The 14,206-nt window shown below is 66.1% G+C and carries 10 protein-coding genes; 6 read left to right on the forward strand and 4 right to left on the reverse strand.

Annotation, left to right across the window (positions count from 1 at the left end):
* Positions 1–42 precede the first annotated feature (42 nt).
* The 5 genes from ilvC to ACCQ10_RS16730 all read left to right on the forward strand — a co-directional run bounded on the left by ilvC (position 43) and on the right by ACCQ10_RS16730 (position 5,819).
* Positions 43–1,044, forward strand: a complete 1,002-nt coding sequence (gene ilvC / locus ACCQ10_RS16710; protein ID WP_039407273.1) for a ketol-acid reductoisomerase — start codon at positions 43–45, stop codon at positions 1,042–1,044.
* 44 nt (positions 1,045–1,088) lie between these two features.
* A complete protein-coding gene (gene ilvG / locus ACCQ10_RS16715; protein ID WP_047696939.1) occupies positions 1,089–2,810 on the forward strand; it encodes an acetolactate synthase 2 catalytic subunit in 1,722 nt (573 codons plus the stop codon).
* A complete protein-coding gene (locus ACCQ10_RS16720) occupies positions 2,794–3,051 on the forward strand; it encodes an ACT domain-containing protein (protein ID WP_372361329.1) in 258 nt (85 codons plus the stop codon). The genes ilvG and ACCQ10_RS16720 overlap by 17 nt, the downstream gene beginning before the upstream one ends.
* Positions 3,052–3,189: 138 nt before the next feature.
* Positions 3,190–4,260: a threonine dehydratase gene (locus ACCQ10_RS16725; protein ID WP_228888285.1), complete on the forward strand. Its 1,071-nt coding sequence runs from the start codon at positions 3,190–3,192 to the stop codon at positions 4,258–4,260.
* The gene (locus ACCQ10_RS16730; protein ID WP_372361330.1) at positions 4,257–5,819 is read left to right on the forward strand and encodes a 2-isopropylmalate synthase; all 1,563 of its coding nucleotides are present in this window, start codon (positions 4,257–4,259) and stop codon (positions 5,817–5,819) included. Before ACCQ10_RS16725 ends, ACCQ10_RS16730 begins: the two co-directional genes overlap by 4 nt.
* Positions 5,820–6,499: 680 nt before the next feature.
* On the opposite strand, the gene leuB is transcribed toward ACCQ10_RS16730, so the two are convergent.
* The 3 genes from leuB to leuC all read right to left on the reverse strand — a co-directional run bounded on the left by leuB (position 6,500) and on the right by leuC (position 9,798).
* Positions 6,500–7,573, reverse strand: a complete 1,074-nt coding sequence (gene leuB, locus ACCQ10_RS16735) for a 3-isopropylmalate dehydrogenase (protein ID WP_372361331.1) — start codon at positions 7,571–7,573, stop codon at positions 6,500–6,502.
* 67 nt (positions 7,574–7,640) lie between these two features.
* Positions 7,641–8,288, reverse strand: coding sequence for a 3-isopropylmalate dehydratase small subunit (gene leuD, locus ACCQ10_RS16740; protein WP_372361332.1), 648 nt, complete (start codon positions 8,286–8,288; stop codon positions 7,641–7,643).
* Positions 8,289–8,349: 61 nt separating this feature from the next.
* Positions 8,350–9,798, reverse strand: a complete 1,449-nt coding sequence (leuC, locus tag ACCQ10_RS16745) for a 3-isopropylmalate dehydratase large subunit (protein ID WP_355581943.1) — start codon at positions 9,796–9,798, stop codon at positions 8,350–8,352.
* 120 nt (positions 9,799–9,918) lie between these two features.
* Here leuC and ACCQ10_RS16750 point away from each other — a divergent pair, with 120 nt between their 5' ends.
* Positions 9,919–10,797: a LysR family transcriptional regulator gene (locus ACCQ10_RS16750; RefSeq protein ID WP_039406311.1), complete on the forward strand. Its 879-nt coding sequence runs from the start codon at positions 9,919–9,921 to the stop codon at positions 10,795–10,797.
* A 204-nt stretch (positions 10,798–11,001) separates the two neighbouring features.
* Here ACCQ10_RS16750 and ACCQ10_RS16755 read toward each other — a convergent pair whose 3' ends face one another.
* Positions 11,002–14,004: a two-component regulator propeller domain-containing protein gene (locus ACCQ10_RS16755; RefSeq protein WP_372361333.1), complete on the reverse strand. Its 3,003-nt coding sequence runs from the start codon at positions 14,002–14,004 to the stop codon at positions 11,002–11,004.
* Positions 14,005–14,206 lie beyond the last annotated feature (202 nt).

A 14,206-nucleotide genomic window follows, 5' to 3' on the forward strand; every position in this document is an offset into this window, starting at 1 on the left:
TCCACTGCCCATCTCCACTGCCAACCCCGCAAGGACACCTTCATGAGCAACGACACCCAACCGAAAATCGCGATCATCGGCTACGGCAGCCAGGGCCGCGCGCATGCGCTGAACCTGCGCGATTCCGGCTTCGACGTCACCGTCGGCCTGCGTGCCGGGGGCCCGACCGAATCCAAGGCGCAGGCCGACGGCTTCACCGTCGTGGCCCCCACCGAGGCGGTCAAGAGCGCCGACCTGGTCGCCATCCTGACCCCGGACATGGTGCAGAAGAAGCTCTACGAGGAGGTCATCGCCCCCAACATGAAGCAGGGCGCCTGCCTGTTGTTCGCGCATGGCCTGAACGTGCATTTCGACATGATCAAACCGCGCGCCGATCTGGACGTGGTGCTGGTCGCGCCCAAGGGCCCGGGCGCGCTGGTGCGTCGCGAATATGAGATCGGCCGCGGCGTGCCGTGCATCTATGCGGTGTACCAGGACACCAGCGGCAAGGCCGAGCAGTTCGCGCTGACCTATGCCGGCGGCCTGGGCGGCGCGCGCGCCAATATCATCAAGACCACCTTCAAGGAAGAGACCGAAACCGATCTGTTCGGCGAGCAGGCGGTGCTGTGCGGCGGCGCCTCGTCGCTGGTGCAGGCCGGTTTCGAAGTATTGGTGGAAGCCGGCTACCAGCCGGAAATCGCGTACTACGAAGTGCTGCACGAATTGAAGTTGATCGTGGACCTGTTCTACGAAGGCGGCATCACCCGCATGCTGGAATTCGTGTCCGAAACCGCCCAATACGGCGACTATGTCAGCGGCCCGCGGGTGATTGATGCCAGCACCAAGGCGCGCATGAAGGACGTGCTAACCGACATCCAGAACGGCACCTTCACCAAGAACTGGGTGGCCGAGTACGAAGCCGGCCTGCCGAACTACAGCAAGTTCAAGCAGGCCGATCTGGAGCACCCGATCGAAGAAGTGGGCAAGAAGCTGCGCGCCAAGATGGTGTGGCTCAACGGCGAACAGCAGGCCGCCGCCGCACCTGCGAATCAACAGGCGGCATAACGCCGCCGCATCCCCCACCGCTTAACACCGAAGGTCCGCAACGCATGAACACCTCCGCACACAGCACGCCCCGCAACGGCGCGCGCTGGCTGACGCAGGCCCTGGAAGCCGAAGGCGTGGAAACGCTGTTCGGCTATCCGGGCGGCACCATCATGCCGTTCTACGACGCCCTGGTGGATTCCAGGCTCAAGCACATCCTGGTGCGCCACGAACAAGGCGCCGCCCTCGCCGCCAACGGCTACGCCCGTGCCAGCGGCCGGGTCGGCGTGTGCGTGGCCACCTCCGGCCCGGGCGCGTCCAACCTGGTCACCGGCATTGCCGACGCCATGCTCGATTCGGTGCCGATGGTGTGCCTGACCGGCCAGGTCGCCACGCCCTTGCTGGGCACCGACGCGTTCCAGGAGCTGGACGTGTTCGGCATGACCATGCCGATCGTCAAGCACAGCTTCCTGGTGCGGCGTGTGGAGGATCTTCCGGAGATGGTGCGCGAGGCATTTCGCATTGCGCGCGAGGGTCGCCCGGGCCCGGTGTTGATCGATCTGCCCAAGGACGTGCAGATTGCCGATGCGTCGCACCTGCCTGAGCACGTGCCAGCGGCCGTGTTGCCGCCGCCGGCACCTGCGGACGCCAAACTGGCCGATGCACTGGCGGCGATCGCCGGTGCCGAGCGCCCGGTGGTGTATGGCGGTGGCGGAATTGCATTGGCGGGCGCAGTTGAGGCATTCCGGCGCTTTGTCGAAGCCACCGGCATCCCGACCGCGCTGACCTTGCGCGGCCTGGGCGCATTGCCGCATGCGCATCCGGATTACCTGGGCATGCTGGGCATGCACGGCACCCGTGCGGCCAATATGGCCATCCAGGAATGCGACCTGCTGGTGGTGGTGGGCGCACGGTTCGACGACCGTGCCACCGGCAAGCTGAGCGAGTTCGCCCCGTTTGCGCGTGTCATCCATCTGGATGCCGACGCGTATGAAATCTCCAAGCTGCGCACCGCCGATATCGCGGTGCCCGGCGATGTGGCAACGAGTCTGAAAGCATTGAGTGCGGCGCGTGGCAACTGCCAGGCCTGGCGCACGCGCTGCTTTGCCAACCGCGAAAAATTCGGCGCGCGCTACGACGCGCCCGGCACCGATATCTATGCGCCGGCGCTGCTGAAGCGCTTGAGCGAAGTGGCGCCGGCCGACACCATCATCGCCTGCGATGTCGGCCAGCATCAGATGTGGGTGGCCCAGCATTGCCGCTTCAACGATCCGCGCAATCACCTCACCAGCGGCGCGCTGGGCACCATGGGCTTCGGTCTGCCGGCGGCGATGGGCGCGCAGTTCGCCTGCCCCGACCGCACCGTGGTGCTGGTCTCCGGCGATGGCAGTTTCATGATGAACGTGCAGGAGCTGGTGACCATCGCGCGCTGCAAGCTGCCGGTGAAGATCGTGCTGCTGGATAACAGTTCGCTGGGCATGGTGCGGCAGTGGCAGGAGCTGTTCTTTGCCGAGCGCTACAGCGAGATCGATCTGTCCGACAACCCGGATTTCGCGGCCCTGGCGCAGGTATTCGGCATCCCGGCCAAGCGCATTATCGCGCGCGGCGATGTGGATGCCGCACTGGCCGACCTGCTGGCGCAACCGGGCCCAGGCCTGCTGCATGTGGCCATCGATGCGCGTGCCAACGTGTGGCCGCTGGTGCCGCCCAACAACGCCAACAGCACCATGCTGGACAGCAACCCCGCACACGCGGCCAAGGAGACGACACATGCGTTACCGGCTTGATCTGGTGCTGAAGCCGGCCGAAGGCGCACTGGTGCGGGTGATCGGCATGACCGAGCGCCGCGGCTTCCGCCCGTGCGCCATCCAGGGCGCTGCGGCGCTGGACGATGCCGGCCGCTGGCATCTGCAACTGGACGTGGACAGCAGCCGTCCACCGGAAACGCTGCGCCTGCAACTGGAAAAGGTCTACGACTGCGAATCAGTCAGCATCGTCACGCTGGAATCGGTCGAGGCCGCTGCATGAGCACCCAGGCTCCGCGCATGCAGACCTCGCGTGACCACCAGACCGCTGTCCGGAGGTGTCTTCTTCCGGATCGGCCGCGCGCGTGCCGCAATGCCTGATTCCGGCCGCCCCACCACGCAGGAGCCCGACGTAGGCGACGTGGCCGTCAGCGTGGCCGACGTGCTGGCTGCACAGGCACGCCTGCGCAAGTACCTCTCGCCCACGCCACTGCATTACGCCGAACGCTTCGGCGTGTGGTTGAAGCTGGAAAACCTGCAGCGCACCGGTTCCTACAAGGTGCGCGGCGCATTGAATGCCTTGCTGGCCGGACTGGAGCGCGGCGACGAACGTCCGGTGATCTGCGCCTCGGCCGGCAATCACGCGCAAGGTGTCGCGTGGTCGGCCTATCGGCTGGGTGTGCAGGCCATCACGGTGATGCCGCACGGCGCGCCGCAGACCAAGATCGCCGGCGTGGCGCACTGGGGTGCCACCGTGCGCCAGCATGGCAACAGTTACGACGAGGCCTTCGCCTTTGCCCGCGAGCTGGCCGACCAGAATGGCTATCGCTTCCTGTCCGCCTTCGACGACCCGGACGTGATCGCCGGCCAGGGCACGGTCGGGATCGAGCTGGCGGCGCATGCGCCGGACGTGGTGATCGTGCCGATCGGCGGTGGCGGGCTGGCCTCCGGTATTGCGTTGGCGCTCAAATCGCAGGGCGTGCGCGTGGTCGGCGCACAGGTCGAAGGCGTGGACTCCATGGCGCGCGCCGTGCGCGGCGACCTGCGCGAAATCGCCCCCGTGCCCACGCTGGCCGATGGCGTCAAGGTCAAGATTCCCGGCTTCCTCACTCGCCGCCTGTGCTCGAGCTTGCTCGATGACGTGGTGATCGTGCGCGAGGCCGAATTACGCGAAACCCTGGTGCGCCTGGCACTGGAAGAACACGTGATTGCCGAAGGCGCCGGTGCCCTGGCCCTGGCCGCTGGTCGCCGTGTGGCAGGCAAACGCAAATGTGCGGTGGTCTCTGGCGGTAATATCGACGCAACCGTGTTGGCCACGCTCTTGTCCGAGGTGCGGCCGCGTCCGCCACGCAAACCGCGTCGTCGCAACACCGAGCGGCTTCGCAACGAACGCAGCGTCAAGCCACCCAACCAACCACCCGCTCTTTCCCGCCCATCCGCAGTCGCTTCAACGCCTGTCACCGCCATCGCCGTAGAGGAGTCTTCCTGGTGAACACGAACGTATCCAACCAGACCCCGCGTATCCGAATTTTCGACACCACCCTGCGCGACGGCGAGCAATCCCCCGGCTGCAGCATGACGCCCCAGCAGAAGCTGGTCATGGCGCGCGCGCTGGACGAACTCGGCGTGGACATCATCGAAACCGGTTTCCCGGCCAGCTCGCAGTCGGACCGCGAAGCGGTGGCGATGATCGGCCGCGAGCTGCGTCGCCCGACGCTGGCCGTGCTGTCGCGCTGCCTGCAAGCCGACATCGAAACCTCGGCCAAGGCGCTGGAAGCGGCTGCCAATCCGCGGCTGCATGTCTTCCTGTCGACCAGCCCGCTGCACCGTGAGCACAAGCTGCGCATGAGCCGCGAGCAGGTGCTGGAATCAGTACACAAGCACGTGACGTTGGCGCGCAGCTACATCGACGATGTGGAGTTTTCTGCCGAAGACGCCACACGCACCGAGGAAGATTTCCTGATCGAGGTCACCCGCGTGGCGATCGCGGCCGGCGCCACCACGATCAACCTGCCCGACACGGTGGGCTTCACCACACCGGAAGAAATCCGCGGCATGTTCTCGCGCCTGATCGCCAGCGTCGACGCTGCCGACAACGTGATCTTCAGCGCGCACTGCCACAACGACCTGGGTCTGGCCGTGGCCAATTCGCTGGCCGCCATCGAAGGCGGCGCACGCCAGGTCGAATGCACCATCAACGGTATCGGCGAGCGTGCAGGCAACTGCGCGCTGGAAGAAATCACCATGGCACTGAAGGTGCGCGGTGCGTTCTACAACATCGATACCGACATCCATACCCCGCGCATCGTCTCCACCTCGCAGTTGCTGCAGCGCCTGGTCGGCATGCCGGTACAGCGCAACAAGGCGGTGGTGGGCGGCAACGCGTTCGCGCACGAATCGGGCATCCACCAGCACGGCATGCTGCGCCATCGCGGCACCTACGAAATCATGCGCCCGGAAGACGTGGGCTGGGAGTCGTCGCAGATGGTGCTGGGCCGCCACAGCGGCCGCGCCGCGGTGGAACAGCGCCTGCGTGCACTGGGTTACTTGCTGGAAGAAGAAGAAGTCAAGCTGGTGTTCGAGCAGTTCAAGGCGCTGTGCGAGAAGCAGCGCGTGGTCACCGACGCCGACCTGCAGGCGATGATGCAGGACGCCACCGTGCAGGAAGGCTACCGCCTGGCGTCGATGACCATCAGCGATGTGGGCAGCCGTGCGAACGCCTTGGTGGAATTGTCCGACCCGGAAGGCAACCGCGTGGCCGAGACGGCGCAGGGCAACGGGCCGGTGGATGCACTCTTCGGGGCCTTGGCCTCGGCGACCGGCGTGAAGCTGGAGCTGGACAGCTACCAGGTGCACAGCGTGGGCATCGGCGCGGATGCGCGTGGCGAAGCCAGCCTGAGCGTGCGCCACGACGGCGTGGAATACGAAGGCACCGGCACCAGCAAGGACATCATCGAAGCCAGCGCCCTGGCGTGGCTGGATGTGGCCAACCGCCTGCTGCGTCAGCGCGAGCGCGGCGTGATCGCCGGCAAGACCGCGGCGGTGGCGTAACGCTGCTCATTGGCTAGGTAATGCAAGCCTGACGGCCGGCGGAGTGATCTGCTGGCCGTTTTGGTTTTGGTGTTCCAACTTTCTTGCAAGTGCGTCGGGCTGCTGCGGGCGCGTGCACTCGTACCGACACAGAACAACCTCGCACACGAGATCTGCCGGTTTTGTGCGAATGCTTCGGTCTGCTGCGGGCGCTTGCACGTGTACCGGCGTGGGACACGCCGCAAGTACGTCCCTGTGGGCTCTTACGCGGCACCCATGCCACGTAAGGTCCCACGCCGGTACGCGCGCAAGCACCTCCGGTTTGAGTCGGTAACTGAAGGAAAAACGTTCCTTGGTTGGTTGATCATGCTTTGGAGCGCGCCGTTCGCTGGCGGAATCATGGCAAAGCGACCGACGAACTGCATCGACTATCGACTGCGGAATCAGAAAGCATTACGCCTACAAAAATCGTTGCTTGCCCATCAGCAACCGCAAAGAGTGGGAGCGCGGTGTCGCGTCCAGGGGCGGGACCATGTGGCGGCATGGATGCCGCCACTGAGCCTCCACGGACGGATTCACGGCGTGTCCTGCCCCTGGATGCGGCACCGCGCCATCGATAAGCCCAAAAACGAAAGCGGCCATCGCCCAAACAGGACTATGACCGCCAATACTTCGACAAGACGATACATCCAACCAAAGCTTTACAGCGCAGCAACCACCGCATCACCCATCGCGACCGTGCCGACCTTGGTCGTGCCTTCCGACCAGATGTCGGCAGTGCGCAGACCTTGGTCGAGTACCTTGCCGACCGCTTGCTCGATCGCATCAGCTGCTGCAGATTGCGCAAACGTGTAGCGCAACATCATCGCCACCGACAGGATGGTCGCCAGCGGGTTGGCGATGCCCTTGCCTGCGATGTCCGGCGCCGAGCCGTGGCAGGGCTCATACATGCCCTTGCTGTTGGCATCCAGCGAGGCCGACGGCAGCATGCCGATCGAGCCGGTGAGCATGGATGCCTGGTCGGACAGGATGTCCCCGAACATGTTGTCGGTCACGATCACGTCGAACTGCTTGGGCGCGCGCACCAACTGCATGGCCGCGTTGTCCACATACATGTGCGACAGCGCGATATCCGGGTAGTCCTTGGCGACTTCTTCGACCACTGCACGCCAGAGCTGGCTCGATGCCAGCACGTTGGCCTTGTCGACCGAGCACAGCTTCCTGCCGCGCAAGCGCGCCATCTCGAAGCCGGCCTTGGCGATGCGGCGGATCTCGCTTTCACTGTACGGCAAGGTGTCGTAGGCCTGGCACTCGCCGTTATCCAGCGTACGCGTGCCGCGCGGCTGACCGAAATAGATGCCGCCGGTGAGCTCGCGCAGGATCAACAGATCCAGCCCGGACACCACCTCCGGCTTGAGCGTGGACGCATCGGCCAATTGCGGATACAGCAACGCCGGGCGCAGGTTGGCGAACAGGCCCAGCTGCGAGCGGATCTTGAGCAGGCCGCGTTCCGGCCGCAGCGACGGGTCGATGGTGTCCCACTGCGGGCCACCGACTGCGCCCAGCAGCACCGCATCGGCAGCGCGCGCACGTTCCAGCGTTTCATCGGCCAGCGGGCTGCCGTACTTGTCGTAGGCCGCGCCACCCAGTTCGTCGTACACCAGGGTGAAGCCCAAGCCGTGTTGCGCATCGATGCGCGTCAGCACCTTGACCGCTTCGGCCATGATTTCCGGGCCGATGCCGTCGCCGGGAAGAATCAGAATCTGCTTGCTCATGCAATCCTCGTGGAAGGGCGCTACCGCACCCGTTTTTCATTGTGCTGCGGCGTTCACGACGCAAGCATTACTGCAACGCGCCGAACAACCACGGTTGGCGTGCGCGATGACCTTGCTCGAAGCGACCGATGGCATCGGCGTCCTGCAGGGTCAGACCGATATCGTCCAGCCCGTTGAGCAGGCAGTGCTTGCGGAAGGCGTCGATGTCGAAACTGTATTCCACGCCATCGGGACGGCGCACACGCTGTGCGGCCAGATCCACGGTGAGCTGATAGCCCTCGGTGGTCAGGCATTGCTCGAACAACGCATCCACTTCCGCTTCCGCCAGCACGATCGGCAACAGGCCGTTCTTGAAGCTGTTGTTGAAGAAGATGTCGGCGAAGCTGGGCGCGATCACGGCGCGAAAACCGTACTCGTCCAGCGCCCACGGCGCATGCTCGCGCGAGGAGCCGCAGCCGAAGTTCTCGCGTGCCAGCAGCACGCTGGCGCCCTGATAGCGCGGAAAATTGAGCACGAACTCCGGATTGAGCGGGCGCTGGCTGTTGTCGCGGCCGGGCTCGCCGATATCCAGGTACCGCCATTCGTCGAACAGGTTCGGCCCGAAGCCGGTGCGCTTGATCGACTTGAGGAACTGCTTGGGAATGATCTGGTCGGTGTCGACGTTGGCGCGATCCAGCGGCGCGACCAGTCCGGTGTGTTGGGTGAAAGGAGTCATTGGGAGGGGCCGGGATTTGGGATTGGGGATTCGAAAAGGCAGAGGATGGCGAAGCGCTTTTTTACGAATCCCGAATCCCCAATGCCGAATCCCCGAGTTCACGCACATCGACAAAGTGTCCGCTCACCGCCGCGGCAGCGGCCATCGCCGGGCTGACCAGATGCGTGCGTCCACCGGCGCCCTGGCGGCCTTCGAAGTTGCGGTTGGAGGTGGAGGCGCAATGTTCGCCGCTGCCGAGCTTGTCCGGGTTCATGGCCAGGCACATCGAGCAGCCTGGCTCGCGCCATTCGAAACCGGCGTCCAGAAATACCTTGTCCAGGCCTTCTGCTTCGGCCTGTGCCTTGACCAGGCCCGAGCCTGGCACCACCAACGCCTGCTTGATCGTGGAAGCGACCTTGCGGCCCTTGGCCACTGCGGCGGCGGCGCGCAGGTCTTCGATGCGCGAGTTGGTGCATGAGCCGATGAACACGCGATCCAGGCGGATCTCGGTGATCGGCTGATTTGCACGCAAGCCCATGTATTTCAGCGCGCGCTCGATCGAGTCGCGCCTGGTCGGGTCCTGCTCGGCGGCCGGGTCCGGCACCTGCTGATCCACCGCCAGCACCATTTCCGGCGAGGTGCCCCAGCTGACCTGCGGCTTGATGTCGTCGGCGCGCAGTTCCACCACGGTGTCGAAGTGCGCGTCCGGATCGGAGACCAGCGTGCTCCACAACGCGACAGCCGCATCCCAGTCGGCGCCCTTGGGCGCGAACGGGCGGCCCTTGACGTAGGCGATGGTTTTTTCGTCCACCGCCACCATGCCCACGCGCGCGCCGGCTTCGATGGACATGTTGCAGATGGTCATGCGCCCTTCCATCGACAGGTCGCGGATCGCGCTGCCGGCAAATTCCAGTGCATGGCCGTTGCCGCCGGCGGTGCCGATCTTGCCGATCACCGCCAGCACGATGTCCTTGGCGGTCACGCCGAACGGCAGCGTGCCTTCCACGCGCACCTGCATGTTCTTCATCTTCTTGGCGATCAGGCACTGCGTGGCCAGCACATGCTCGACCTCGGAGGTGCCGATACCGTGCGCCAGCGCGCCGAATGCGCCATGCGTGGAGGTGTGCGAGTCGCCGCAGACCACGGTCATGCCCGGCAGCGTGGCGCCCTGCTCCGGGCCGACCACGTGCACGATGCCCTGGCGCGCATCGTTCATCTTGAACTCGAGGATGCCGAAGTCGTCGCAGTTCTCGTCCAGGGTCTGCACCTGCAGGCGCGAGACTTCATCGGAAATCGACTCCAGCCCGCCCTGGCGCTCGGCACGTGTGGTCGGCACGTTGTGGTCGGGCGTGGCGATGTTTGCGTCGATGCGCCATGGCGTGCGCCCGGCCAGACGCAGGCCTTCGAAGGCCTGCGGCGAGGTCACCTCGTGCAGGATGTGGCGGTCGATGTAGATCAGCGAGGAGCCGTCGTCACGACGGGCGACCTCATGCAGTTCCCACAGTTTGTCGTACAGCGTCTTGGCAGTCATCGCGGCAATCCGGGTGGCGAATGGTGGGTGCGCCCACCTGGCTGAGATCGATGCTAGGAGCTTGCCTTGGATAACGCAAATTCATATTGTTTATTCAACAAATGAATTTCAGGAATGCCAGTGGATCTCGCAAGCCTCAGCGCATTCGTGGCCATTGCCCAGAGCGGCAGCTTCTCGGCGGCCGGCGAGGCGCTGCACCTCACCCAACCGGCGGTGAGCAAGCGCATCGCCTTGCTGGAGGGCCAGTTGTCGGCGCGGTTGTTCGATCGCCTGGGCCGCCAGGTGGTGCTGACCGAGGCCGGGCAGGCCCTGTTGCCGCGCGCCCAACGCATTCTTGCCGAACTGGAGGACACCCGCCGCGTGCTCGAGCACCTCGGGGCCTCGGTTGGCGGGCGCCTGAGCCTGGCCACCAGCCACCACGTGGGCCTGCACCGCCTACCGGCGTTGCTGCGTCGCTTCGCTGCGCAGCACCCGCAGGCCGCGCTGGACATCCAGTTTCTGGATTCGGAACTGGCGTATGCGGCGGTGCTACGCGGCGAGGTCGAACTGGCTGTGACCACCCTGGCACCGGACACGCGCGCGCCGCTGCGCGCGCGGCCGATCTGGCACGACCGTCTGCAATTCGTGGTGGCGCCCGACCATCCATTGGCCGCCCTGCGGGAGGTGACGCTGGAACACGTGGTCGCGCATCCGGCAGTGCTGCCGGACCCCGGCACGTTCACCCATCGCATCGTCGCCGGGCTGTTTGCCGAGCGGGGCCTGGCGCCACACCTGCGCATGACCACCAATTATCTGGAGACGATCAAGATGCTGGTATCGGTCGGGCTGGCCTGGAGCGTGTTGCCCGAACGCATGATCGACCATCAGATCGTCGCGCTGCCGCTGGCCGATGTGACGCTGTCGCGCGAGCTGGGCTGCGTGACGCACGGCGGGCGTACCTTGTCACGTGCGGCGCAGGCGTTTGTGGCGTTGTTGAACGCACAGGCAGACCAGACGTGACGCGGTCCCTGGAGCGCATGGTGCACGACATGCTCCGCACGCATCCGCACCCACAGGCCAGCACTGGCGCGCCACTGATCGGTGCAACGCCGCATGGACATGGGCACTAGCGGAGCTCACGCATCGCACGCAGAACAGGCGCCTCCAGCCACCGCTGTTCTGCGCTGCCACACCCGGCAGACAGCGTAATACGCCAGCACGAAGTCAGTGGTCGACCAGCCGATCGCGCCCCTGCCGCTTGGCCTGGTACAGGCGACGGTCTGCCAATGCCAGCAGTTCGCGCCGCGTCGGCACTTCGTGGCTCATCGCCATGCCCATGCTTGCGGTGCACTGCACGCTGGTGCCGTGCGCATCCACTACGATTGCCGCCAGGCGTTGCCGCATGCGCTCGAACAGCGCGCGTGCCTGCACCGCGTCCAGCCCGGTGGCGGCCAGCAGGAACTCTTCGCCGCCATGGCGCGCGGCGAAACACTGCGCCTGATCCTGGGCGCTCAAGGCATCGCCCAGCGCGCTCAGCACCGCGTCGCCGACGTCATGGCCGTAGGCGTCATTGATGTGCTTGAAGTGGTCGATGTCCATCAGCGCCAGCGCCAGTGCCGGGCCACCGCTGCGTGCAGCGTCGAACCACTGCTGCAGCACACGTTCGGCCTCGCGCCGGTTGGGCAATGCAGTGAGCACGTCATGGCTGGCGCGGTATTCCAGTTGCTGCATCAGGGCTTCACGCTCCGCGCTGGCCTGCTGCAGCGCCAGATTCTTCTCGCGCAGTTCGCGTGTGCGCCGGTCGATCACGGTATTGAGCTGGCGCTGGCTTCGCCGGTAGCTGGCCGTACGCCACAGGTAAAACCCGTAAATCAGGCTGGCCAGCGCAAGGACGCCCAGCGCGATCACCTCGCCACGGCGCCACCACGGCGGGGCCAGTGCGATGACCAGACTGGATTCGCCAAGGAGCGCGGTCTGTCGCCAGTCCACCGGCAGCGACATCGCCTGCACACGGAAACGGAAGCGGCCCGGCGGCAGGTTGGTGTACACCGCCTCGGTGGCCGTGTCGGCGTCCACCCATTCCGGGTCGAAGCCTTCCAGGCGATAGCGGTAACGCACCTTGTCGGGCCCGCGGAAATTCAGCCCGGCATAGCCGATGGCGATGCGCCGCGTCTCGGCGCCAAAGCGATGCGGGCCGCTCACCGACTGCACCATGCCATCGACCAGCAAGCGCTCGAACACGATCGGCACGCGGTGACCTTGCAAGGTGCCGACGCGCGCCGGATCGATCACGCCCAGGCCGGCGGCGGTGGGAAACAGCAATTGCCCGGACAAGGTCAGCCAACCGGCCGGTGCGCTGCTGCCGTTGCCCTGGTTCCCGGGCATGCCGTCGCTGCGGTCCACCACCTCCACACTCAACTGCTCGCGGGTGCCCGCATCGATCTGGTCAAAGTCGCTGCGCGCGATGCGGAACACGCCGTGATTGCTGGACAGCCACAGGTAGCCGCGGCCATCGTCGATCACGCGGAACACCTTGTCGCGCGGCAGGCCTACGCGGTGATCGTAGACGCGGAACTGCTCGCCATGCAGGCGCAGCAGGCCGCGATCGCTGGCGATCCACAGATCGCCGCTGGCGTCACGCAGGAAGTCGAAGGCGTTCTGGCCAGGGAAGTCCTGTTCGCCCAGCCACGCACGCGTGCTGCCACCCGGCGACAGACCGGTCATGCCGCGATCGGTCCCGATCCAGATGATGCCCTGCGCATCGCGATATAGCGCCTGCACCGAACCGTCAGGCACCCCGTCGGCCGCGGTGTAACGGCGCGCCTTGCCATGCCGCCAGCGCACCAGCCCGCCGGTGGTGCCGATCCACAGATCCTCGCCATCGGGCAATACCGCCCGCACCGACAGCGAGGGCAACCCATCGTCCGCACCGATGCGCATCAAGACCCTGCCCTGCGCGTCCAGCCGCAGCACGCCCTGGCTGTAGGTGCCGGCCCAGACCCCGCCGTCGCCGGCATCGGCCAGCGACAGCACCGATTGCTCCAGGATCCGGCCACCTTCGGACGGCAACAGCGACACCCGTGTGATCTGATCGTTGCGCCAGCGGTCCAGGCCGACCGCACTGCCGACCCACACAGTGCCATCGCGGGTCTGCAACACCGTGCGCACGTAATCGGAGGCCAGCCCGTCGTCCTGGGTGACGCCGTGCGCGGCGCCTTCGGCAATCCGGAACAGTCCATGGGTGCTGCCGACCCAGATCAGGCCCTCGGCATCTTCCAGCAATGCCGGGCTGGCGACACCGGAGATCTGCACCTGTTCGTCGGGCACCCCGGCGCTACGATGCACCAGCAGCGTGCCGCTGGGCATGCTCATCCACAGATGCCCGCGCCGATCCAGCAACAGCGCATCCACCCGCTGGCCCTGACGAAACCGTTGCAGCCCGCCGGCGCGGCCCCACCACCACACGCCATCGTCGCCAGCGACCAGCAGGCCGCCCTGGCGATCGCTGGCCAGCCGTCGGACCGGTACGGCCTGCATGCCATGCGCCTTGCCCCAGGCTTCTGCTGCACCGCCGGTGCGCGGCAGCCGGTACAAGCCGACTTCGGTGCCCACCCACAGCTCGCCGGTGTCGTCGGCCGACAGCGCGGTGATGCGCGCATGCGGCAACCCGGCCTGGCGGCCGACATCAACCAGGCGCCCATCCGGCTCGATCCGGTACAGCGTCTGCGGCGTGCCCACCCATAACGCGCCATCGGCACGACGCAGCAACGCGCTGACCGCCAGATGGCGCGCCGAGGCATCGCCCAATTGCTGCCACTTGCCATCCTGGTACCGGTAGACCCCGTCGAAGGCGGTCCCGAACAACATGCCGCCGGTGCTGTCGCGCAACACCACGAACACCCCCCCCAGTTCCACGCCCGGGGTGTTCTGGCGGTCGTAGACGGTGAAGTCGCGACCGTTGAACCGCGCCACGCCTTCCCAGGTGCCGAGCCAGATCAGCCCGTCCTCGCCCTGGGCCACCGCATGCACCAGGTTGTGCGGCAGGCCGTCGTCCATGTTCCAGCGCGTGACGGTGTGGTAGGCGGTGTGGTCGAGCTCCTGCGCGCCAGCTAGCGGCAACCCGAGCGTCGCGCAGCACAGCACGACCCACAGCCACAGCAGCGCCGCCCGCAGCACACCTGTGCTGCGAACGCAGCCTGCATGCGTCTGCGCCCCGACCCTGTTCACGCTTCCGTCCCCTCGTCCGTGCCTGCTGGCCCCGCCTGCCGGTATGCACTGACAGGCCTGCGGCAAATCTATCACCGGGGTTTTCGGCCCGCCCTAGGTGGATTCCCCACAGCTGCCGGGACCACCATGACACCGGGAGGCATTCGGCCGAGACGGTGATGGCTTATCACTATTTCAGCGGCAACGGGGCACGCGGGGTGGT

The organism is Xanthomonas sp. NCPPB 1325, assembly GCF_041477645.2.
In the GTDB taxonomy this organism is placed as follows: domain Bacteria; phylum Pseudomonadota; class Gammaproteobacteria; order Xanthomonadales; family Xanthomonadaceae; genus Xanthomonas; species Xanthomonas cannabis.